At 65.8% G+C, this 21,539-nt stretch carries 18 protein-coding genes, 1 tRNA gene and 1 rRNA gene; 7 read left to right on the top strand and 13 right to left on the bottom strand.

The genetic code is table 11. The features are described 5' to 3' along the window. The first annotated feature begins 69 nt into the window (after window positions 1–69). Entirely contained in the window at window positions 70–681 is a 612-nt protein-coding gene (locus IFT71_RS00100) for a TetR/AcrR family transcriptional regulator (protein ID WP_192138713.1), read from the top strand. 840 nt (window positions 682–1,521) lie between these two features. On the opposite strand, the gene IFT71_RS00095 is transcribed toward IFT71_RS00100, so the two are convergent. Beyond that, complete coding sequence (locus tag IFT71_RS00095) at window positions 1,522–1,935, bottom strand: hypothetical protein (RefSeq protein ID WP_192070849.1); 414 nt, start codon at window positions 1,933–1,935, stop codon at window positions 1,522–1,524. A 90-nt stretch (window positions 1,936–2,025) separates the two neighbouring features. Between IFT71_RS00095 and IFT71_RS00090 the strand changes: the two genes are divergently transcribed. Beyond that, on the top strand, window positions 2,026–2,316 hold the full coding sequence (locus IFT71_RS00090) for a hypothetical protein (protein WP_192138712.1): 291 nt from the start codon (window positions 2,026–2,028) through the stop codon (window positions 2,314–2,316). 87 nt (window positions 2,317–2,403) lie between these two features. On the opposite strand, the gene IFT71_RS00085 is transcribed toward IFT71_RS00090, so the two are convergent. From IFT71_RS00085 to IFT71_RS00065, 5 genes are read right to left on the bottom strand one after another with little or no spacing between them, the layout of a single operon-like run. Further along, on the bottom strand, window positions 2,404–3,030 hold the full coding sequence (locus IFT71_RS00085) for a hypothetical protein (protein ID WP_192070847.1): 627 nt from the start codon (window positions 3,028–3,030) through the stop codon (window positions 2,404–2,406). A 5-nt stretch (window positions 3,031–3,035) separates the two neighbouring features. Next, window positions 3,036–3,689, bottom strand: coding sequence for a papain-like cysteine protease family protein (locus tag IFT71_RS00080; protein ID WP_192138711.1), 654 nt, complete (start codon window positions 3,687–3,689; stop codon window positions 3,036–3,038). Between the two features lie 9 nt (window positions 3,690–3,698). Continuing rightward, on the bottom strand, window positions 3,699–4,175 hold the full coding sequence (locus tag IFT71_RS00075) for a hypothetical protein (RefSeq protein ID WP_192070845.1): 477 nt from the start codon (window positions 4,173–4,175) through the stop codon (window positions 3,699–3,701). Window positions 4,176–4,208: 33 nt separating this feature from the next. Next, a complete protein-coding gene (locus IFT71_RS00070) occupies window positions 4,209–6,242 on the bottom strand; it encodes a hypothetical protein (protein WP_192138710.1) in 2,034 nt (677 codons plus the stop codon). A 29-nt stretch (window positions 6,243–6,271) separates the two neighbouring features. Beyond that, complete coding sequence (locus IFT71_RS00065) at window positions 6,272–7,669, bottom strand: Dyp-type peroxidase (RefSeq protein WP_192138709.1); 1,398 nt, start codon at window positions 7,667–7,669, stop codon at window positions 6,272–6,274. A 240-nt stretch (window positions 7,670–7,909) separates the two neighbouring features. Here IFT71_RS00065 and IFT71_RS00060 point away from each other — a divergent pair, with 240 nt between their 5' ends. The 3 genes from IFT71_RS00060 to IFT71_RS00050 are packed head-to-tail and all read left to right on the top strand — an operon-like array spanning window position 7,910 to window position 10,051. Beyond that, window positions 7,910–8,200 (top strand): hypothetical protein, encoded by a 291-nt coding sequence (locus tag IFT71_RS00060; RefSeq protein WP_192138708.1) that lies wholly within the window; start codon window positions 7,910–7,912, stop codon window positions 8,198–8,200. 37 nt (window positions 8,201–8,237) lie between these two features. Further along, window positions 8,238–9,308 (top strand): YcaO-like family protein, encoded by a 1,071-nt coding sequence (locus IFT71_RS00055; protein WP_192138707.1) that lies wholly within the window; start codon window positions 8,238–8,240, stop codon window positions 9,306–9,308. Next, window positions 9,305–10,051 (top strand): TfuA-like protein, encoded by a 747-nt coding sequence (locus IFT71_RS00050; RefSeq protein WP_192138706.1) that lies wholly within the window; start codon window positions 9,305–9,307, stop codon window positions 10,049–10,051. Before IFT71_RS00055 ends, IFT71_RS00050 begins: the two co-directional genes overlap by 4 nt. Here IFT71_RS00050 and IFT71_RS00045 read toward each other — a convergent pair. The 5 genes from IFT71_RS00045 to IFT71_RS00025 all read right to left on the bottom strand — a co-directional run bounded on the left by IFT71_RS00045 (window position 10,018) and on the right by IFT71_RS00025 (window position 19,198). Beyond that, complete coding sequence (locus tag IFT71_RS00045; protein WP_206757428.1) at window positions 10,018–11,823, bottom strand: tetratricopeptide repeat protein; 1,806 nt, start codon at window positions 11,821–11,823, stop codon at window positions 10,018–10,020. The two genes, IFT71_RS00050 and IFT71_RS00045, sit on opposite strands and share 34 nt — an antisense overlap. 822 nt (window positions 11,824–12,645) lie before the next feature. Then, window positions 12,646–15,831 carry a tetratricopeptide repeat protein gene (locus tag IFT71_RS00040; protein ID WP_192138704.1) on the bottom strand — a complete coding sequence of 1,062 codons (3,186 nt, stop codon included), beginning with the start codon at window positions 15,829–15,831 and terminating at the stop codon, window positions 12,646–12,648. Window positions 15,832–15,959: 128 nt separating this feature from the next. Further along, the gene (locus IFT71_RS00035; RefSeq protein WP_192138703.1) at window positions 15,960–17,312 is read right to left on the bottom strand and encodes a hypothetical protein; all 1,353 of its coding nucleotides are present in this window, start codon (window positions 17,310–17,312) and stop codon (window positions 15,960–15,962) included. Between the two features lie 186 nt (window positions 17,313–17,498). Beyond that, window positions 17,499–18,524 carry a DUF4238 domain-containing protein gene (locus IFT71_RS00030; RefSeq protein WP_192138702.1) on the bottom strand — a complete coding sequence of 342 codons (1,026 nt, stop codon included), beginning with the start codon at window positions 18,522–18,524 and terminating at the stop codon, window positions 17,499–17,501. A 260-nt stretch (window positions 18,525–18,784) separates the two neighbouring features. Then, window positions 18,785–19,198, bottom strand: coding sequence for a hypothetical protein (locus IFT71_RS00025; protein WP_192138701.1), 414 nt, complete (start codon window positions 19,196–19,198; stop codon window positions 18,785–18,787). A 505-nt stretch (window positions 19,199–19,703) separates the two neighbouring features. On the opposite strand from IFT71_RS00025, the gene IFT71_RS00020 reads away from it, so the two are divergent. Then, entirely contained in the window at window positions 19,704–19,982 is a 279-nt protein-coding gene (locus tag IFT71_RS00020; RefSeq protein ID WP_192070834.1) for a recombinase family protein, read from the top strand. After that, a complete protein-coding gene (locus IFT71_RS00015; protein WP_192138700.1) occupies window positions 19,982–20,944 on the top strand; it encodes a recombinase family protein in 963 nt (320 codons plus the stop codon). Before IFT71_RS00020 ends, IFT71_RS00015 begins: the two co-directional genes overlap by 1 nt. Before the next feature lie 170 nt (window positions 20,945–21,114). Here IFT71_RS00015 and IFT71_RS00010 read toward each other — a convergent pair. After that, window positions 21,115–21,191 (bottom strand) — tRNA-Met (locus IFT71_RS00010). Between the two features lie 82 nt (window positions 21,192–21,273). Next, window positions 21,274–21,388, bottom strand: a 5S ribosomal RNA gene (gene rrf, locus IFT71_RS00005). Window positions 21,389–21,539 lie beyond the last annotated feature (151 nt).

Below are 21,539 nucleotides of genomic sequence, written 5' to 3'. Positions count from 1 at the left end.
GTATGATGCGCTACTGGTTGTCAACGACTTCCGGACCGACTACTCCAGAAGTCAGCGAAGGAAGATGACATGGCCCGTACCGGACGCCCGCGAGGATTCGATCGTGACAAAGCAGTCGGGCAGGCAATGCACCTGTTCTGGGAGCATGGTTTCGAAGGCGTGTCGCTAGAGCAATTGCGCCAATCGATGGGCGGCATCTCGTCAGCGAGCTTCTACGCGGCCTTTGGGTCCAAGGAAGCCCTGTATCGGACCGCTCTAGAAGACTATCGCGCAACGCATGGCAAGGTGGTGCTGGCCTTGCATGATGAGGGGCTTTCGCCGCGGCAGCGCATAGAGCAAGCATTGCGCCGGTCAGCTGAGATGCAGACCGACCCTGCCCATCCGACTGGTTGCATGGTCACGCTCTCGAGCACTATCTGCTCTGTCGATGGCGAATCCGTTCAAGCGCTGACCCTAGCGGAGCGGGTAGCGAACCGTGCGGCGATCCGGGCCTGTGTCGACGCGGCGATCGAGGATGGCACACTGCGGCACGACACCAATCCGGCCGGACTGACCACGCTGTTCGACGGGTTTTTGGTCGGCCTTTCTCTTCAGGCTCGCGATGGCGTCTCTCACGAAGATCTCGATGCGGGGGTCACGCAGGCATTGGCTGCTTGGGATGCAAACTCTGGCCGGCCTTAGGGCCGCGTTTGTACGTGGCGGTCCGAAGTACGCTGAATTACCCGCGGACTATCTACACGGAGACCCAGAAGCGGACGTCCGGACTGCCCCTGTTGCTTCCCGACTTCGGGCAATCGTTCATAACTGATCCAACGGTCGGTTAGCGCCCTAATCTCAGCCGTTCAGCTTGGTTCTGAGCGATCCCGAAACCGGCCACTCGTCATCCAGCTCGGGCCGAGAGCGCTCCGGACCGGGAGAGGCGGACCAAGCGCCGCCTTTGCAGACAATCTGGTGGCACCGCTCGAAGCGTCGATCCGGCATGTCTTCTCGCAGCGGTCCCGCGCAAGCGCTAGTCGCGATCACCTCGCGGCGGTCACCCGCCGCTGAGACGACGCTCGCGCTCGCCCGGCGATGTAGCCGACGCTGTAAGGGTCACCGCCCTCATCGTCGGAATCGCTCTCGGCTTCGGCGAGCTTGCTATATTCGGCCTCCCACTCAGCGAGTCAGACCTTTTCCATCAGGTAGAGGTCACGGTGGAGCGACAGATCGTCGAGATAAAAGACGCGAAAGCAGGATAGGTGAAGGCAATGCTAGCAGCTTAGGCGAACTCCCGATGTTGCGCGCCCTTGGCCCCCGCTCCGGCTCTCTCCTCGGGTTGGGTCCGGTGGCGCCACCGCGAGCGTGGACCGGGGCCGACCCGTCCACGTCGACGACGCGGGTGGCGACCGCCTCGTGGACCGAGCCCACGTGCCGGCCGGAGATGCCGCGGCGGAATGGTCACGCACGAGGCGCGGCGAGGGCCCCTTCACGGCGACGAGACCCGGTCCCCACCCGCTTACCCCTGCGCGTCCCGCCTGGACCTCAGATCGGAATGCAGACATATCGTCCGTTCGCGTCGAAGTAGCAGTATTGCGCACCGGCCAAGAGGACACTCGTCGCGGCGTTCCTCCGCAAAGCCTCAGTGGCGCCCTCCACCGCGCCCGCGCGGTCGGTCGCGACCTCCGACAGCGCGTGCCGCTTCTCGCTCCGGAGGAAGATGCGCACCAGCCTCGGCCCGCCTTCCGGTCCGCTAGACCGGAGCGGGGAGAACCCCGCAACGTCATTCTCGTGCACGTCGTGCCAGTCCTCCGTCGATTCCAGTCTGGCCATCTGGAAGACGTCGTCAAGATCCGGGTGAGGGCGGACGAGCCCGATAACCTGCCCTTCGTCGTCCGGCATATCTTCGAGCGGGTCGAATAAGTCGCCAACTTGGAAAATACCAGTTCCCTTGACCATGATCGCTTCTTCCCCCGATGAATAGCCGTCGACTCGGTTGGACTAAGCTGCGCTTTATATTGCCCGATGCATCGGCTGAGAGGGGGATCGATGACAAGCCTGTTTCTCAAGCGGCGCAGTTCGACCGCATTCCGGCACGCCTGGCGGACGAGGACGATGGCTGGTTTCCTGCTGCTGCCGGGCTGCAGCACGGTCGACCACTTCGGAGCACGTTCCGCCCGTTTCAACGCCGCGACGGTCGAGGGGCGGTCGCAGGCTATATTCTCGAACATCATGCGCGCGGCATCTGCCCGGCCTCCCGCCACCGGACACACGGCTGAATCAGACTTCAACCCGCTTGGGCATCCCTCAACGATTCACGTCGCACGAAAACTGCTCTAGCGACGACGCTTGCAGTCAAGGCGCATCGCCGGGTTGCCAACGCCCCGCGGTGCGGTCGCCGGCAGCGCTCACTTCGGGCGTCATCGCTCACCCCCCGCGATCATCCTTCCGGTGCCGCTTCGACTTACCACCGCCACCGTCGGAGAGCCTCGCTTGCCGACGCGCGCGGTCGCCTGCCTCCCCGAGCACCTCCGAGGCCTCGCGCCGAGACGGCTCCGGTGTCGCGAGCGAGTAGAAGACGTCGGGGCCGTCCTCGCAGTGCAGCCACAGCTCGCTCATGCCCAGACGACCGAAATCGAGCACGCGCGCCTCGAACAGTCGATCAGGGGCATCCTCCTCCGCCAGGGCGCCCGCCTTGCCGAAGCGGTCCACGAGCGATCCCTTGATGACCATCGCCGCCGGCTTCCCACCGTCTTGGTCCAGCATGTCCACGATCTTCGGGCCGCGCGCGTCGCTGATGAGGTATCTCCAGCCCAGCTGACGCGCCTCGCCCAGCGCGGCATCGGACCCGTCGCTCAGCGCCGCCTCGGTCAGAGCGGCGAGCGGCATGCCGTAAAGCGGCAGACCCGCCCCCGTCGGCACGGAGGCACCTCCTCCCGCGTCCGCGGCTGCCGTGTTGAAGTCGCCGCGCCCGCGCGAACGGCTGACCGCCTGCAGTTCGTCCGCGACGAAGGCGTCGGCGGACTCCGGTGTTGCTCTGGACATGATCGTCATGGCTCTCATCCTACCAGATATGCGTGGCTCTGCTCGCCCAGCACCTTCTCGCCCGTGCGGTCGGCGTAGCCGTCCCGGAACGTGTCGAAGCGCATGGTCAAGCGGTCGGCCCTCCCCTGGGCCAGTCCCGGGAACAGCGGGTCGTAGACGTGGACGAACCGTTTGCCGGCTCCTCCGTCCGACACCCCCGCGACGCAGACGAAGTGCGCACCGCCGGTCTGCCAGGCGATGCGGCACGGCACCGGCCGACCCGCCATGATCTCGGCCTTCAGGGCGGAGAAGCTAATGCGGCCCAGCCCGCTGTTCTCCCGCAGACGGCCACGCTCGTTAAGGATGGCGGTGAGCGAATGGGGCGAGTTGCAGTGGGCATCGCAGCTGGCCTCCGCACAGGCGCGCTCCTCGACATCGGCCGGATCGAACACGTCGCAACCCTCGTCGGGTCGACTTCGGGCGATGTGGTCGGTGGCGATGTCGGCCTGCTCGACCGGGTTGTGATCCAGCCGTTCGACCGCCTGCGTCACCGCAGCCCAGCACCAATTCGTCTGCTCCTGGCAGACCAGCTCGAAGCCCGGAACGACGTGCTCGGTCCCCGACGGCGCTCCACCACGATCCGATGATCGCAGCGCCAGCGGCGCTCCCATGAAAGCCGGAATTTGCATCTTTCCCTCCTACAGGATGTCGATCAGCTGGTTGCGGACGAGCGCCAGGCGGACGAGCGCCGCGTTCGCATCGGTTACGCCGGCGCCGCCGCGGTCGTCTCCGGCGCCGGCCGCCTTAGCGGCCGCACGCGCACCGGCCTTGGTCGCGGCCGCACCCGACTTGGCCTCGGCTTCGCCCTGCCTGGCAGACGCGGCCTCCCGCCGCGCGGCCGCGACGTTCACCTGCTGAACTTGCGTCCCCAGGAGCACGCCGATCGCGGTGAAGCCGACGGCGGACAGCCCATTGTAGAGCACGAGCGCCCGGTCCCACGCTTCGGGCTGACCGGGCGGCACGAACCGCTCATACATGAGCCACGAGGCGATCAGCCAGGCGACGGCGAGCAGGGCCGCTGCGACTAGCGTGTAGACCGGGAGCCGGGCGGCACCCTTGTCCAGGTCTCCCTTATTCTCGCCGACATGAGGAACAACCTTCGACGCTTCGGTCATCTCACCTTTCCCATCCTGCGTGATCCGGCATGGTCAGTCATCTCTCCCTCCCGCTGTGAGCAGATCGTTGTGGGCCTTCTGCCTGGCGAACTTAGCGTCCAGCAGGGCCGTCCTGGCTTTCAGGTCCGCGATCTCCCGGTCCGCCGCCAGCTGATCGGCGGTCTTCGGCGTCCGGAGCTCGATCAGCCTGGCCTCCTTCTCGTGGGCATCGATCTCCGCCTGCAGATCGGCGACCCCCTGCGTCCGGGCCTTGGCTGCCTCGTCCCGCCGCTTCGTGCGATCGTCATCCGCCTGCTTCGCGATCGCGGCGGCGGTGGCGGCCATACCGGCCGCGATCGCCGCCTTGTCCCTATACTCGAACTTGGCGATGGTGCCGTCGGCGGCCAGCTCCAGCGCCAGCTCGTTGGACTGGAACGCCACGTTCCTGAAAGGCAGGAAGCGGAGCTGGCCGAGTTGCGGCGCGAACGTCGGCGCGGCCTTGGGATCGACCACGAGCAGGTTCTCCGACGTGTTCGCGTCGCAGGTCGCGCCGCGGCACACGAGCAGCCGCGCCCGCACGGGCTGGCGGATGAACACGCCCCCTTTCGGCACCGCCTCGCCGTTCCGGAACTCCCAAGCGTCCACTACCTCCGAACCGAGAGTTGCCGACCGCCCGCTACCGCCCGTCACGCGCCCGCCCGACACGCCAGACGTCGGCAGTTCTAGCATTTTCCGACAATCAAGAGTTGGAAACTCCGGGTCCAAACCTGCGCATCCACCTTCGAGGAACCTTCCGCCGTTCATCTCGACGGTGTCGAGCCTCATCGCCAGCTGTAGCGAAGCAGTGAGGCAGGCGGAGACGTCGAGGCTGGGATCGCCCGGTTTGCACGCGCTCGGGCCCTCGCTCGGTTTGGGCGGAGAGGCGCCGTTCGGGAGGAGGTAGGATCTGAGATATGCGTAGCGGGCGGCGAGGCGCTCGAAGCGTTCGGGCTGCCGAACGCGGAAGGCGGCTAGGAGCACCGCGAAGCCGTGCACGTCAAGAACGCGGCTCGCCTGCGCGGGTCTCTCCCCCATCTGGGAGGTGAATGCGTCCCGCACCTTCTCGGGGGCGTTGAGCGGGCCAGCCCGATCCGACAGCCGTTCCGGCCAGACACGCGGGCTCGTCTCGAGCAGCATCGCGTCGGCCTTGCCCTTGGCCAGCGTCTTCGCCTCAAGGACGGTCTGGGCCTGGTCCAGCGCGCTCAGGTCCTTGGCGAGCGTGGCGGCATATCCGGCCTTCACCGTCGGGGACAGACCCCTGACGCCGGCAACTAGCGTCCCGTTGCGCACCCGCGCGGTGATCGCCGTCAGGGCCGCCGTCGCCGCCTTGACCTCCTTCGCACTGCTCTCGCGGGCTGCGAGGGCCTCGCGGGCCGACTGCGCGCAGTCGATGAAGGTCGACCGCTTGATCGCACGGCCGGCGAGCTCGTAGAGTGCCGCGTCGTCCTCCGCGTTGATCTGCTTGACCGGCTTGGCGGCGAGGCCCTTCACGCCTCCGCCCCCCGTGTCGCTCGCCCCGACCCTGAGCACCGCCGGCGCCATCGCGGCGCCCGCGAGAGGACCGCCTCCAGCCAGCGCTGCGACGGTCAACCCGACGGACGCCACGTCCTTCAGCACGTCTCCCGTCCTGTCGTCCGCCGACACGTTGATCGACTTGAGGTTGCCGGTCTCCGGGTAGTTGGCGAAGCCGAATCCCGTCTGCTTGAAGAGATTGGACAGGGAGCGGTAATCAACCACGTAGGACTCGCCGCGCACGTATTGCGAAGTGGCGACGACCTTGACGTCGAAGGTCAGCGTCGGATCGACGAACAGCTCCCGCTGCGAGGACGAGCCGTCCGCAGCCGGGATCAGCCTGGTCGTTGGACAATTCGAGAGCGTGCGGGTGACCTCGATCCGATACTGCAGCATCGGGAGGTTGTAGGTCGTCCCGGGCAACGCCGCCTGCGGCAGGGTCATGGTGACGTCCGGAAGCGTCGAGATCTGCGTCGTGCAGGCTCCCGCGAGCATCGCCAGGGTGGAGATGCCGCATCTGGTGCAGGCTTTGATCATGTCGGTCTCCTTCGCTGCGCCGTGGCGCGTTAATCGGGGCGGAGCGCCAGCCCGCCGACGAAGCTCAGCGACGGCGCGAAGAAATACTCGCCGCCGAGCAGGGTCACGTGGCTGCTGAAGTCGGAACCGAGCGTTCCCGCCTCCGGGTGGTCCCAGGACTTGGGCCAGAGATGGCCGGCGGCACCGCTGCCGATCACCGGATCCCGCCCCGTTCCCGAGCACGGGAAGGCGTCGTCGTTCGCCCACGCCGCCTGCGTAAATTCGAACTGCCGTTCGATGTCGCGATTGTAGGCCATGAAAAGCAGGCCGACCCCCTTCGCAGGCCGGTCGCCGAGGTCCGGCGCCCTCGCGCCGTAGCTTATGCCGCGCCGCGGCATGAGACGGCTCCGCTCGTCGGCGAGCGTCGCACCCAGCGGCACCGTTCCTCCCCGCGGATTGGTCTTGCGGATGTGGGACTGGAAGGGACAGCGCGCGCCACCCGGGTCGCCGTCGTAGACGAAGTTGTTCGCAACGTGCGCGGCGCCGAGCGCCCGCTTCGAGGCAACCACCGGCGTGCCGTCCTCGAATCGACCGACCACGAGCGCGCCGGCGAGTTCGCGCGCATCCGGCGCCATAAGGTCCAGCGCGTCCGCAAGCCCGTCCTCCGCGGACTTAAAGCCCGCCACGTCCTGCTCGAGCTTGCGGAAGACGAGGAACGAGCCGTAGCTATTCGGCCCCGCTCCGCCGGGATCGGACACCAGAGCCACGTCGAGGGGACCGAAGCGGGGATCCCAGACGAACGGTTCGCCCTGTTGGTTCAGCTCGCGGACCACCTCGTCGTCCAGCATCAGCGGCTGGCTGCGTCCGTCCACGTAGCCGAAGTGCTCGATGCCCGCTCCATCGCGGAACAGGGCGGCGCCAGTCTCGCGTGCGGCGATCCGGGCTCCGGCGGTCGTCAGCGCCTCGATCGCGCTGGCGGCGGCGGCCGCGGTCCCCTTCAGGCTGCCGTCCGCCACGAGGAGCATGGCGTCCGCTCCTTCCCGATATCCGTCCTCCCAATCTTGAGAAGAAGGGTCCCCGAGCGCCTCCCGGGCAGCCATGCCGGCGGTGAAGGCGGCGCCCCCTGGCACTCGCGCTGACGCCACCCCGAGCGCGTCGTAGCCGCGCGCCGTCAAGAAAAGCAGGACCACCGGTCCTCCGTCGAACTTTGCGTCCGTGCGTCGCCGCTCCGCATCTTCGAGCTGGTGGGTGGCCGACGTCAGTTCGAGAGCGGCCAGCGCGGCACGGATGGACGTGCGCCGCGCGGGATCGAACCGCAGCAGCATCAGCTCGGCGTGCGGTCGACCGTGGCCCTTGAGGATGTTGGCCTGCAGGTCGGCGAGCAATGGGGCGAGCACCGGCTGGCGCCACACCAGGGGTTGCCGCAGCAGGTTCTCGGGAACGCTCATCTGATCTCCTTCAGACCGCACGGTCACGACCGCAGTCGTGCGGCGCCGGCTCGGAATGCCGCACTCGGAACGGCTGCAGGTCACAAGCATCGCGGGACCGTGCGTCAGCAAGTCGCTGACGCGTCTTTGACGCATTATTGACGGCGGACGTGTCCGCAGCGGCTCGACAGAAGACTGATCAACCTGGAAGGTGGCGGCGCGACGGGCCAGTTGTCCGCCGCATCGGGTAGGAGGATGACGATGGAAGCCGATGTCTTCGTAAAGCCGCTGGACGGCGAGTTGCCGATGGGCGCGACGCCGGCGCTCTCCGAGCCGCGCCTGATCATCAAGATCGACGACACTTACTGGATGCCGCTCGCGATGGTCGCCTTCCGGAGGACGGACGCGACGGGATCGCAGATCGCAGCCTGCGACGCGGTGGCCGCGAGCTTCGAGGCGGGGGTCGCAGCCGGGGGCACGTTCACGGCCGTGATAGACGCCTCCCTCGGACTCGTCCGCAGCGACCAGTCCACCGATCCGAATCAAAGCTAGGCGCAGCGTCACGTCCGAGGAGGAACGTCTCGCCCGGGTGATGATCGAGGCCGGGGTGACGCGTCTGGCCGAGCTGACGGGCCTCGACTGCGTCGGCGTGCCCGTCTGGCAGGCGGTGCGGCCGTGGTCGCGTGCGCTCACGGTCCACCAGGGCAAGGGTCTGGACGACGCGGAGGCGCGACGCGGCGCTCTCATGGAGGCCATCGAATCCCACCATGCCGAGCAGTGGCTGCCCGGATCAGCCGCGATCTGCTGCAGCTGGGATTCGCTGCCGGCTGCCCTACGCGCACCGACCCTGGACGATTTCGCCTATCGCCGCGGCTCCCCGGACCCTTCCGCCGCGGTCGAATGGGTGCCGGTCGAACCGCTCGGCTGCCATCCCGCCTTCCATGTGCCCGGCGACTGCGTCTCGCTGGACTGCGCGGCGGCGACCCACCCCGGATTGGCGCGGAACAGCAACGGCCAGGCGGCCCACTTCGCACGCGAGCCGGCGGTCCTTTCGGCGCTCCTCGAGGTGATCGAGCGAGACGCCGTCGCCGAATGGATCGCAGGTTCGGTCGTCTCGCGCTGCGGATCGGAAATCGACACCCGCACCCTGCATTCCGATGTACTGCGGTCCATCGACGCCCGCATGGCGGCGCTCGGGATCGGGTGGCGCCTCTATCGTGTCCAGGCATTGATCGCGGTGCCCGTGCACGTGGCGGAGATCGCCACCCACGGCCCCCGCGTCAGCCCGCACGAGCACGTCTGGGGGTCGGCGGCCGCCTTCGACCCGGAGGAGTCCGCTCTTAAGGCGCTCCTCGAGGCGCTCCAGACGCGCTGCAGCCAGATCGCCGGATCGCGCGACACCATTCCGCTGAGCGGGGCGCAGGCTGGAACCTTGAGGCAGCCGATCTCCCTGCCGCAGCGATCCGACTGGCAAGGACATCCCTTCGATCTTCGAACCTCTCGCCTCGCCGACCTCGAAGGCGTAGTCGGCGCGCTCGGCGGCGCGGGATATCCTCAGGCCGGCTTCGTGGAACTCTCTCCGGCCCAGGCCTCGGCGATTTCGGTCAAGGTCTTCGTGCCCGGTCTCGGCTTCGAAGCCCGCCGCAGGCGCCCGGCATGAGCCTTCCGCCAATCGTGTTCGCAGGGCCGAGCGTGGCGGGGCTGCCGCTGGAAAGCGTCGTCCGCCTGCCGCCAGCGAGCGCAGGCGACATGCTGGCCCTCGCGGACGGGCAGCCGCGCGTCGTCGCCCTGATAGACGGCGTCTTCGATGCGCAGGCCGCGGTCCAGCACAAGGAGATCCTCGAATTGATGGCCCGGGGGTTCCGCGTGCTCGGCTCCTCCAGCATGGGAGCGCTGCGGGCGGCCGAGTTGCACCATTTCGGCATGGAGGGGGTCGGAGCGGTCTTCACCGCCTACCGGAGCGGTCGCATCACCGCAGACGACGAAGTCGCCCTGCTACATGCCCCCGGCGAACTGGAATACCGCGCACTGACCGAACCGCTGGTTGACGTGCGCGCGACCCTCGCCGCCTCCGTTCGAGCGGCGATCCTTTCAGCGCCTGCAGCACGCATCATCCGCGAGCATGCCCGCGGATGCTTCTGGCGGGAGCGCACGTGGACCGCCATCCTCCGTGATTGCCGCAGGTCCGTCGATGGGGCGGATCTCGAACGCTTCGCGGGGTGGCTTCCTTCCGGCCGCGTCCCGATCAAGGCGCTGGACGCCCAATCATGCCTGAAGGCATGCCTGGATCCGTGGCGATCTACCTCGCGCACGCCGCCTCCGAGAACATTCTTCTTCCAAGCCCTCGCGCGACAGCGCGGGGTCAAGCTTCATCCGCCGATCCGCTCGAGCCCATCGACGTAGCGCTCGAGATGCTGCGGCAGCCTGAAGGGATGTCGCGTCACCACCCAATCACTCAGCGCCGATCGGTTCGGCAGCAGCCCCCCCATCCAGACCGCGGAGACCGCCGAGCGCGCTCGCGCGATCGTCGCCTCGGCTCGCACTCCCCCCTGAACGGCGGCCAGAGCCGTCGCAATCGCTCCCCAGCAGTCGGGATCGACGATCATCGACAAATGCTCGGTAGCGAGCAGAGGATCGCCGCGGATCAGGGCCAGCATGCCCATATCGAAGTGGAAGCCGTCGGTCGAGACCGGGTTGATTGCCAGACAGCGTCGAAGCAAGGTCTCGCCCGCGTCGAGGTCGCCTAGATGGATAAGGCCGTAGGCCACCTCCATAAGCCGCTCAGCATGAAAGGGGTTGAGGCGAATCGCCTCGTCGAAGCAGCGGCGTGCCGCTCCCCATTCGTGCTGCCTCAGATGGCACCACCCGAGGAGGCTGTGCCCATGCGCGTGCCCCCGATCGCCCGCGACCGCCGACCGCGCCAGCAGCAGGGCGCGCGCCCGCTCCTCGTCGCCGCTGCTCATTGCCCGCGTCCAGGCAAAGTCCGTGTTGTAGAGACGCGCGAGCGCAAGCTTCGCCGACGAAAAATCGGGCGCTTCCGCGACGATCCGTTCGAGCTCGTCCGCCGCCGCCCGCGCGGCGGCATGGTCCGGTGGGCGCATGGAACGCACGCGGCCGGACAGGTAGCGCGAATACAGCGTGCCGGTCGGCCGATTGCCGACATATGCCGCGATGTGGTTCTCGACGGTAGGAGCCACCGCCGCCGCCATCCTCTCGACGATCTCGTCGATCGCGGCATCGATCCGGTCGGCGACCAGGGGAAAGCGCGATGCCCACAGCACCTGACCCCCGGACATCGCGGCCAGGCGGGCGGTGACGACCGTTCCGTCCGAGACCGGTCGCAGCGTGACGCTCAGAAGGTAGGCGGTGTCGGACCCGCCATGCGCGTCCGCTCGTGCGTCGTCGGCGAGCACGACCACCCGGACCTCCCGGAACCGCGACAGCGCCGACACGACCTCCTCCCGGATGGCCTGCGCCAGGGCGGCGTCCTCCGCGGCGCCCCCGTGGCCGAATCGCTCGACGTAGAGTGCGGGCGGCGCATCCGCGGGAAGCGCGAGCGGCGGCAGGGGCGTGCGCGCTTCCGGTGCATCGGACATCGCTATGCGTCCGCGGAGGACGGCTGCGGCCAGCGGACAGGTGGGATCATGGGCGAGCCAGGCGCGCGCCAGTTCCGCGGACGATGCCCAATCCCCCTCGTCCGCCGCGTCCTCGCCGCGGGCCAGAAGCGCGGTCGTCGCCCGCCGCAGCTCCGTCCCGACGCGGATTCGCACCGTGGCGACCCACTCCACGAAGGGGACGGAAGGCTCGAGTTCCGCGAGCAGCGCCCGCGGCGTGGCGTTGGTGAGCGCCCGTGCGAGCGCCGCCCGGTCGCCTGTGGCGGCCGCTGCCTCGATGTCGGCGAGATCGCTCGTCACTCGGTCCGGCCGCAACGCGAGGCGACCTGCCTCCGCAGCGATCGGGAACTCCGTTCCGCGCCGCTCCACTGCGTGGCGCAGTTCCAGCAGGCATTGACGGAGGCTCGCCCTCGCCTGCTCAGGATGCCGATCGGGCCACAGCAGGTGCGCAAGGCCAGCTCGACCCATGCTGGTGGGCTCCAGCGCGAGCACGGTCAGGAGAGCGGTAGCCCGCACGCCCAGAGGTATGCGACTGCCGGTCGGGTCGTGCAGTGCCGGCATGCCGAACACCGTCAGCCTGAGTGGAGCGCGACCGTTCATCGTCGCCTGGCGCTCGTCTGTTCCGACCCGTTCATCGCTCCGTCCTTCCAGTTACAAACGGGTATGGACGCTGGGGTCCTCTCGCCCGGCGGAGGGACTCGTGGACACCTTGTTCTGCAATTCGTCACCGACTGCAAGTCACGACCGACCGCGTAGAAGCAGCAGCGTGAACTTACCACGTCGCGGAGCCGATGCTGCCCCGCTGCCGCCCGGTTCGAAGCGGGTCGAGTAGTTCCAGCCGCTCCGCACGCCAGTTCGAGCGGCCCCCATAACGGATCCTCCACCGGGATCCGACGAAACCCAGCCACTCGGACGATTGCCCCGCTGGAGATCTGGTCGAAGCCGACGCGGTCAGCCTTAGATGGAGGGCCAGCCACCTAGGCGTGCCTCTTCCGAAGACGCTGCCGGTGACGCTTCGTTTCACAAACGCGGCAGAAGACGAGCACGCGGCCCTCGCCTGCTAGAGGCATCCATCGCGAAGACCCACTCTCGGCCGTCCAGGGCGACATCGCCGCATCCCAGAACCGGACACTTATTCACTCAGCACTCGTGGCTACTCTGCGCCCTTCCCGGACGTTCGAGGCAACCAACGCAACGTCCGCTTGGCGCCCAGAGAAGCCGTTCGACGCCAGGTTGTTCAGTATCCGGAGCAGGTGAGGAACCGAAAGCTGCAGCGCTCCGGTCTAATCCATCAGCTTGTGCCGCAGATAGCTTGAGATCGGTGCCCGAGCCGTGCCCGCCGGGGCAGGCGCCATCCCCCACAAGCATCATGTCCGGCAAACCTTAGCCGCCTCGCCCCTCGTCAGGCTCGAGCGACTGCTTCACCGCAATCCATTCGATCTGCTGAACGGTCACGTCGGCAGCGTCGACGATATTGAGCTGCCGCTTGAGGATCGGCATGTTGGTCAGGAAGTTCGGCTCCGCCATGCCCTCGTGCCAGATTGCCGGGATCAGATAATAAGCGCGATAGTGGCGGTAGCTGCCGAGGAAGTTCTCCAAATTCTCATCGCTCTTGGCTTGCACGATCAACGACCGGACCGTGAAGCCGATCATCTGCCCGCTCTCGAGCTCGCCCGGTAGTGCGTTGGCGCTGAGTTGGATCGAATAATGGCTTGGATCACGGTCGGGCAGGCGACGAATCAGCGACAGGCGGATCCGGTCCTGCTCGTCGTAGATCCCGACATCATCGCGCCACCGTTCGAAAATCTTGGTCGCGGCCGCCTCATTCTCGAAGATCAACGCGAAGAGCGGCGGATAGCCGGGTCCGTTCTGATCGAAACCGGCGCCGCGCCACGCCGCCTGATCCCACAAATGCACGTCGATGATCGACCGGACGCCAAGCTTGCGGTGGCTTTCCGCTGCCGGTTCGCCGACACAGTGTTCATCGGCCGACCGCCCCGATCGGGCAGCCGCCATGGTGACGAGATCGATCTTTTCGATGACCGGCCGCAGGGCGCGCGGTGGATAGGATGCGGGCGCCGCGTCGCTGAGGTCGCTCGGCCGGGTGAGGTAGCGGCCGTTCATCCGGTGATAGCTGTTGGCCGCGGTTGTCACGAGCGCCATGCGGCCGATGACGCGTTCGTCGCTGACCAGCGCGGTCAAGACGCGCTCGGAATCGGGAACGAAACAGGTCGCGGCGAGCAGCTCGGCGGCGATGTCGACCCATAAGTCGCGAATGATCGCTTGCTCCCCGTATCGGGTGGGCGGCAGGTCTGCCGGCCAAGCGAGCCTCGCGCGCATCGTATCGCGATCGACTGAGAAGCTTGGCCGTTCGATCGCGACATTTTCGACGACGTCGATCGCAAATCGCTCGGTATGCGGCATCACTTGATGCTCGATGGTGGTGGCGAAGAAGGCCTCCAAACTTCCGGCGACGGCCTCGGCGGTAAGGATCGCATGGTCGCTGCCGGAGGATCGGATCTCGACCTGCATCCCAATCAGGGTGGTCGAGATGGTCTGGGGAACATCCGGCGCATAGAGGATCGGTCCGGTTGGCGCCCCTTGGGTGCCGGCCGGCTGGCTGGCGAGCGACGAGAACATCTCATTGACGCCCTTCTCGGTTTCGGTCGGCGGGATGCTCTGATCGGCGCGCAGCACATTCTCGTAGCCCAGCGCGTAAAGTAGGGCGGTGCGCGGCATGATCAGCTGGGCCTGGTCGAAGATGTCGGGCCAGTCTGAGAGCCGGGCGAGCTCGGCGTCGGGCAGGTTGACGATCTGGCTTGCCGCGATGATCTCGAAATCCTGCGCATCGCGCCTGAACTTCGCGCGGTCCTTGTCGCTGAACGGCAGCGCCTCGGTCGCGCCTCGGACGAGCCCCATCGCGACTACAAAGTCGGCAAAATGGTGGAGGTCGAGCGACAATGTCGCCCAGATTTTCGCGACCACCGCAAAGCGTAGCGGCAGCCGGCCGCCTTCCTCCGCATCGATGATGAAGGCCGAGAGCGCGAATATGCAGGTCGCTCTCGCCGCCCACAGCAAGCCGGCGCTGCGATAGGCGACGGTGAGGAGGCAGAGCGCGTCGGTCAGGTCGGCGGAATGCTCCTTCTTCGTGAGCCGCATCGCCGCCTTGGATAGCAACCGGATCATCTCGAAATGACGGCCGAGACCCAGCTTCTCCGCGCGACGCAGTAGGATCAGCGCGCCTTGCGCCTCGCCGGTACGGACCGCAACGAAATCGGCCAGCTTGTCGCCCAGCAAAGCATAAGCGGGGTCATCTCCGGCGACCCGCTCGGCGCCGGTGATGAGCTTGATGACGCGTGTCGCATCGAACTCGCCGAGGCCTTCGGCCCGGTCGAGGATCGCGGCGAAGCGCTGCCAGACCTCGGACAACGCCTCGCCATCGCCGGCGAGCGCGGCCTCGTTCATTCCGATGTGGCAGAGGGCAGCCTCGGCTTCGAGCTGGTTGTTGGGCCGCTCGCCGTCGGCTGCCATCGGCTGCAGCAGCGCGACGATGGCGGCGATGCGCCGATCGAGCTGGCAGGCGGAGCGATCGAGATGACCGTGCATCACCGCGTTGAAGAGGAGCTGGCCGAGATTTACGAGGAAGCCGAGCGTGCGCGCGTGGCCGGCATCGTCGGCCAATTGCTCGATCGCTCCATATTCGGAATCGAGGAAGGCGAAATCGTCGAACCACCAATAGGCGGTCCAGACCTGCTCATAGCGCGCCTCGATACGCTGGTGGAGGGTGCCGTGCCGGTCGGCGAGCCGGATCGCGCGGGCGAAGCGGCCATCGATGTCGACACGCGGCTTTTCGATGCCGCGGGCGAGCTTGGCGGCGAGCAGCGCATCGAGGACACGGTGCTGTTCGAGGCCGCGATAGCCGTCCGGATCGCCGAGCTCGGCTTCGACCGCTTCGAGCTGCTGGACGCGCGAATAGTCGGGTGGGCCGAGGCGGCTGGCATCGCTGACCTCAGTGCCGATGCCGAGATAATTGTAGGCGATGTCCTTTCGGCCATGTTCGATCACCTCCGCGACGATCCAGGACCGGTCGTGGATGGTGACCGGGAGGCCGGCCTTCGCGCTCAGCTCGGTTTCCAGCTTGGCGCGGTCCTTGGCTTTGGCGAACCGGCTGGTCACGCAGATGATGCGATCATAGCGCCGACCGGTGTCGATCAGCCCCTGGACATCGTCGATAATCTTCTGCTTCCAGCGCTGCTTGGCGCTGAAGGCGAACGCCCAGCGCTCTCGGCCTGAATTGGCCTCGCCCTCATAGTAGAGGTCGCTGATCTCGTCGGCGACGGGCGTAGTTTCGGTGTCGGCCTTGCTGTCGCCGCCGCCATCAGGCCCGGTCTGGGGTCGCAGATTGGGGCAAATGGCGCGTTCGCACAGCTTGCGGCAGAAGATCTCGAAGGCGTGAGTCTCGTTGCGGCTGGTCAGCGTCTCGAGATGATACCCGAGCAGCGACGCGTCGAGCTGGTAATCGGTGCGATCTCGCGTGTCCGAATAATATTCGGGCCGCAGCCGGCGCATGAATTGCGACGGGAGAATGCCGTGCTTCGTCTCTTGATCTTGCTCGGATGCGCCGTCTGCCATCACAGAAGAGATAGGTTGCCGGGGCGGCCGCGTCCAATCGTCCGCGCCCCTTGTCGGCGTGATTATCAGCTCCGAGCATTCAACGTCCGGCGCCTGGATATTCCTCTACGTTGCGCGGCTGGACGACCATGCTGCCCTCGACGAAATAGCCGAGATCGCCGCGGATCGCATTGGCGCGCGCCATATCGTCCTCGGTCCAGCCTGCCGTGTCGAGATAGACGAGGTCTTCGGAGCTGCCACGCTGTGCGGCCGCATCGACGCCGATTCCGACAATGTAGCGCGCGGCCGGGCGAGCGGCCTTGGCGGCATGGCACCTGAGCACCAGTTCGCGGGAACGGTGGGCGCGATACTCCGCATAGTCGTCGCGCGGTGCGCCAGGACCGATCAGCAAGACGTATTGGATGTCGGGATGCTCGGACGGCAGCAGTGAGCCGATCCATTCTCCAGCGTCGCGCGCAGCGCGCTCCTCGATCGACTGCGATAGGATCTGCCGGTAGGATCTGCCGGTAGAACCGGCTCTCACCGGCCATGATCCGGACGACCCTTTCATAATCGTCCATCGTCAGCTCGTTGCCGAATTCGAGCTGTCCGGCGAGAAACTGGCGGGTGATATATTCGATCAGCCGGTCCCAGGTTCGGTGCTCACGGTTAAGGCGGCGGCCCTCGATCAAGGCCGGCTGGGCCGCGACCTGACGCCATAGATTGTGCTTGAGCACGAAGTCTCCCGTCGCCGCCGGGAATGTTCGACCATGATGGAGGTAATACGCGAGGAGATCGGCTTCGGTAGGGGCGCCCTTGAACTGGCCACCCGCGGCGAGCGCGGCCTTGGCATCCAGATAGGCGACGAAATCGCTGATCGTATCGAGCTCGGTGAGCACGAGTTCGAGCACCTCGGCGTCGAACACGTGCAGGAACCCGCCGGCCTCGCTGACGGTGCCGACGCGCAGCGGCGCTTCGGCATCGGTGACGGTGAGGTCGATCCCAAGCATCGGCTGGCCGGTCTCCCGGCGGCACCGGTCCGCAGCGCCGGTCGCAACGCAGATGCGGTGAACCTTCACCGAAGCCGGCGGCGGGAGCCCGATTGGTAGCGGCGCCGATGCTGCCGGGTCGAGGAAGATCATGCCCGTTTGAGATCGCAGCCAGCGCTCGGCCTGACGGACCTGATGGGCGGACTTGCCGATCGCGCGCGCAAACCAGCGCCGCCAATCGAGCAAGGGATCGCCGGTGTCGGGATAGGCGCAGCTCTTGTCGGAGAAGAGCAGGATATCAGAGCGGAATACGACCATGAGGTCGACCAGCTCCTTGCCCGGCTGCTTGAACAGATTGGGATAGGTGTACAGCGCCAGGAACGAACGCTCGCACAGGCCCGCGAGGATCGCTTCGGATTCGGTCAGGCCTTCGGATTTGCGGAACCGCACAAAGCTTCCCTAGTCAAAATGACGCCTCCGGCCGCTGGCCGGCGCCGATCATGCCACGGAACCGTCCGTCCACCCACCCGGCAACGGGATTGAAAGTGAGTAGCCAGCGCAACACCGCCGGCACGCCGCGTCAGCGAAATGGGATTCTTGCGATCCGATGCCGGGGGGCGAGAGCACGGTATGGTGCTATAGTCCGAAATCCTCATCGTAGAGGCCGTCCTCGCACGCTTCAGGCCTGAACTTGGGCAGCACCGGACGGCCGGCGAACTTGTGACCGATGTGATAATCGACCTTGCCGGGCCGACGTACGACACGTGCGTCGAGCACTGGCGATGTGTCGGCGTGGCGCTGGATGAGATCATCGTTCGAACGGTCGCGGGCAAAGGCCAGACGATAGGCGAAACGGGACGTGATCCGGTTGATCGCGAGAACCTTCTTAGGGTCCGCGATACCGCCAAAGCGCGGAATCGGCCCATGGCGCAGCAGCCGGTTCCCGCCGTGCAGCACATATTGCGGCGACAGCGGGAAGTAGAACTCGACCTTCGTATTCTCTATGTAGGGTCGGCGAATGCCGGCATCGGCGGGATCGAAATAGGCAACCGGATTGTCGGAGGTGAGGAAGCCGATCCCCGTATCGTCGCGCAGTATCTCGAAGCCGAGCCGCCGCGTCATGTCGCCGAACCGGCGCATGTCCTCGCCCATCGTGCCCAGCGTTCGCGGGCGATTGACGGTGACCTCAACCGTGTCGAGCTCATCCTCGTATCGCTTCAGCTTCGCCGGCAGCTTGCCCATGTCGGCCAAGGCCTTGAGGCTGGTCCGGGTCTCCAACGCCATCAGCGCTTCATGATAATCGCGCGCTGCGGGCACCCGCGTGCGCATCATCGTGACCATCGAATAGAGCGCCAGGAGGACGGCCGGGCCGAGCGATCCGGCGCTCACCGCGTCCAGCACGCGCGGCCACCGCGTCTCAACGTTGCCGAACAGATTCTCGAAGCTATCGTTGTCGCGCGAACCGTCTTCGCGGGTCTGGCTGTAATAGTAATTCTCGAAGCCGATTTCCTCTGGCCGGACGTGGAGCGGGGAAGTTGGACGGTCGCAGCGATAGGCGTGGAGCTTGCCGCCGGCATGAGCCCAGCTTCTGAGATAGGTCACCGATACGAAATGATGGCGCTTGCGTTCGGCGGTCGGGCGTGGGGCGGCAGCGGGGGACATGATTTACATAGTGCCGGATCGTCGCGGGGTTCGCCAATGCTACGCTTTAGATGCCGCGCTCCAAGCGTCGCCGACCGATGCCCGGATCTTGAAGTAGCGCGTCATTGCTCTTGAGTCGATACAAGCAGGAACCTCGTGACCTGAAGCCGCGCTGCTATCCGTTGCTGCTCTGGCGCTGGCTGTCAGCGAACCCCAGGAGCGGGGCGGGACTCTGGAAGCGCCATTTCGGCCCGCGCCATGCCCAGCCACACGATGAATGATCAGCCGGCCGGGATCGGCTCGCTGGTTGCGGCATCGCGCGCATTCGAGCTCGGGAGCTTCGAGGCTAAGTCGGCGGCGAACAGGTGGCACGCCATCGCGATTTCGAAGAAGTCGATAGCGGCGATGACGACCGGTTCGTCTAACGCATAATCTCGTGTGCGCGTAACCCGGTGCAGATAGACGGTAACTTCTGCTTTCCCGAACGGATTGTCGGGCGCGTGGGTGTCGATGGTCTCGCCCGGCAGCAGTTCCACCTCCTCGTCGCCGCGCATGTAGAAGGTCTGCAGGCGGGGGAAGCTGAGGGTGAGGATGCCGGTCACCGGATCGACATCCTTCGTGCCGACACGGCCACCGCGATGCTCGAGGCGATTGCGGACGTTCTGCAGCGATCGAGATTCCGCGTCGAACGCCATTGGCTCAGTCAAGCCGCGGTTCACCTGCTCCATCAGCCCCGGAAAGGTCAGCTTAGACGCCGCGGAACATATTTTAGCCACCCTCTCGCAAGCAACGGCAGGAAAGCTCCCAATTCCGGCTGTTGGGCGCTCGGACCGCATCAGTCCGGGAAGGGCGCATACCTGCCATTACGAAGCAGCTGAACGAACGTCGGCTTCTGACCATCAGCGCCCGAAAGCGGACAGGCCGCTTGCCACCAGTTTTCACTAATCTCCGCGACGGGTTAGCGGCAGATTCTTCTCTAGGGGGGTAGGACGGGAAGGCCAATCTTGCTGGCGGCTATGTAGGTGATGTGCGACCGACGCCCCCACTTCGCTGCTCCAGCAGCTTGGCCATCGAGCTGTCAAAGCTGCTGGCGCGCGATCTTGCACGAACCGAGTTCCGAAGACGAGCTGCTCTGAACAGGACAGCAGAAGGCTATAATGTAGACGGGAACGTTCAGCGAAACGAGGTTGAGGAAAGCTGATGCGCGTACTGCTGTATGCACGCTATTCAACGGATCTCCAAGATCCGCTATCGATCGACACGCAGTTGACGATGTGCCGTCGCGAACTCGCACAGCGAAAATGGACCGAGGTCGGCTGCTACACCGATGGTTCGCAGTCCGGCGCAACAATCCACCGGGCCGGGCTACAGGCGTTACTTGCCGCGGTAGGAACCGGGGGCGTTGACGTAGTGTTCGCAGATGCGATGGACCGGGTGTCGCGAAGCCAGGCGGACATGCTTCGCTGTACGAAAGACTGATGTTCCGCGGCATCCTCCTTGTCACATGTAAGGAAGGTGAGGTCGGGGCGCTGCAAATCGGCATGATGGGAACGATCAACGCCGAACAGATTGCCGCGACCAGCGAGAAAACTCGCGATGCTCTAATCAAGCGGCACGCAATGGGAAAGAATCCCGGCGGCACGGCATATGGCTATGAGAAACGCATCGCCTACGACCTGAACGGCGAACGTACCAGGGGTCTGCAGCAGATCGTGCCGGCGCAAGCCGCTATCGTCGTACGGATCTTCGAAGACTATGCTGCTGGCATATCGCCCGGCAGCATAGTCCGCCGCCTTAACGAGGAAGGCGTACCGCCCCCGCGCAGCGGTCGACGTGATCGGGCAACTTCGAGCAGTCCACCTGCATGGACGCCCAACACGCTGACCGGCAACGCCGAGCGTGGTACTGGCATTCTCAACAACCAACTTTATGTCGGTAGACGCGCTTACGCCCGCCAGACGTACCGCAAGAATCCCGATACCGGTAAACGACATGCATTCCTGAATGCAGAAGAGCAGCAGGCTACCACAGTCGCAGCACCAGGCCTACGCATCGTCAGCGACACGTTATGGCAGAGCGTCAAGGACCGCCAACAGTCGCTGCGGCGTGGCCCGATGAAGGCCCGGGACGCCGTCCCTGCCCTGCCCTTCTTCGCACAGCAGCGCCCGAAATATCTGACATCCGGCAAGATGACCTGCGGCGAATGCGGTTCGAGCTATGCCAAATCTGGTCGCACGCGGTTCGGCTGTCAGGGGGCATCAAAGAAAGGCCCAGCCTTTTGTGGGAACCGCCTGACCATCCGCCAGGCCGATCTCGACGCCCGCATCCTATCCGGTCTCGCGAACGAGATGGTGCGTGACGAGGTGCTCGCGGTATTCATCGAGGAGTATGCGAAGGAGACGGCGCGACTGGAGGCAAGCGCGACCGACATTCAGCCGTAGCGCGATCGAGCGCATCCGTTCGCTGATCGACACAGTGGTGTCAAAACCGGAAAACGGCGTGCTTGCGATCAGCCTTCGCGGCGAGTTAGCGTCAATACTCGAGCTATGCGCCGTGCCAGAAACGCAAAAAACCCCCGCGGGGATTCCCTCGGAGGTGTTGCAAATGAAGATGGTTGCGGGGACAGGATTTGAACCTGTGACCTTCAGGTTATGAGCCTGACGAGCTACCGGGCTGCTCCACCCCGCGACGGTCCGGTTAGGGACGTAAGGGTAGATGAGATTGTGAATGGGTTTTGATATCGTGTGATGCATGTCGCACGGGCTTCAATGCCTGGCGACGACCTACTCTTCCATCGCTTGAGCGATAGTACCATTGGCGCAGGCGGGTTTCACGGCCGAGTTCGGAATGGGATCGGGTGGGACACCGACGCTATAGCCACCAGGCAATGGAGCCGGTGCGACATGCGTCACTGTGATATCTGGGGGTTTAAAATCGATACCGTGCAAGGTTTGTAGTGGTATTTGACCAATCCCTCGACGGCGAGGGGATTGGCAATCTGGCGTCGTCTTAATCATCCGCACTATCGTCTGACGT

The sequence above is a fragment of the Sphingomonas sp. CFBP 13733 genome (assembly GCF_014841795.1).
Lineage (GTDB): Bacteria > Pseudomonadota > Alphaproteobacteria > Sphingomonadales > Sphingomonadaceae > Sphingomonas > Sphingomonas aerolata.
Note: the sequence above shows the minus strand (reverse complement) of the source record. Positions and strands in the feature narration are given on the sequence as shown.

Coding starts and splice junctions, on each gene's coding strand:
- IFT71_RS00060 (WP_192138708.1), top strand. CDS start 7,910: ATGGAAGCCGATGTCTTCGTAAAGCCGCTGGACGGCGAGTTGCCGATG.
- IFT71_RS00085 (WP_192070847.1), bottom strand. CDS start 3,030: ATGACGATCATGTCCAGAGCAACACCGGAGTCCGCCGACGCCTTCGTC.
- IFT71_RS00050 (WP_192138706.1), top strand. CDS start 9,305: ATGAGCCTTCCGCCAATCGTGTTCGCAGGGCCGAGCGTGGCGGGGCTG.
- IFT71_RS00095 (WP_192070849.1), bottom strand. CDS start 1,935: ATGGTCAAGGGAACTGGTATTTTCCAAGTTGGCGACTTATTCGACCCG.
- IFT71_RS00080 (WP_192138711.1), bottom strand. CDS start 3,689: ATGCAAATTCCGGCTTTCATGGGAGCGCCGCTGGCGCTGCGATCATCG.
- IFT71_RS00040 (WP_192138704.1), bottom strand. CDS start 15,831: ATGCGCCGGCTGCGGCCCGAATATTATTCGGACACGCGAGATCGCACC.
- IFT71_RS00030 (WP_192138702.1), bottom strand. CDS start 18,524: ATGTCCCCCGCTGCCGCCCCACGCCCGACCGCCGAACGCAAGCGCCAT.
- IFT71_RS00100 (WP_192138713.1), top strand. CDS start 70: ATGGCCCGTACCGGACGCCCGCGAGGATTCGATCGTGACAAAGCAGTC.
- IFT71_RS00065 (WP_192138709.1), bottom strand. CDS start 7,669: ATGAGCGTTCCCGAGAACCTGCTGCGGCAACCCCTGGTGTGGCGCCAG.
- IFT71_RS00045 (WP_206757428.1), bottom strand. CDS start 11,823: ATGCCGGCACTGCACGACCCGACCGGCAGTCGCATACCTCTGGGCGTG.
- IFT71_RS00015 (WP_192138700.1), top strand. CDS start 19,982: ATGTTCCGCGGCATCCTCCTTGTCACATGTAAGGAAGGTGAGGTCGGG.
- IFT71_RS00090 (WP_192138712.1), top strand. CDS start 2,026: ATGACAAGCCTGTTTCTCAAGCGGCGCAGTTCGACCGCATTCCGGCAC.
- IFT71_RS00025 (WP_192138701.1), bottom strand. CDS start 19,198: ATGGCGTTCGACGCGGAATCTCGATCGCTGCAGAACGTCCGCAATCGC.
- IFT71_RS00075 (WP_192070845.1), bottom strand. CDS start 4,175: ATGACCGAAGCGTCGAAGGTTGTTCCTCATGTCGGCGAGAATAAGGGA.
- IFT71_RS00020 (WP_192070834.1), top strand. CDS start 19,704: ATGCGCGTACTGCTGTATGCACGCTATTCAACGGATCTCCAAGATCCG.
- IFT71_RS00070 (WP_192138710.1), bottom strand. CDS start 6,242: ATGATCAAAGCCTGCACCAGATGCGGCATCTCCACCCTGGCGATGCTC.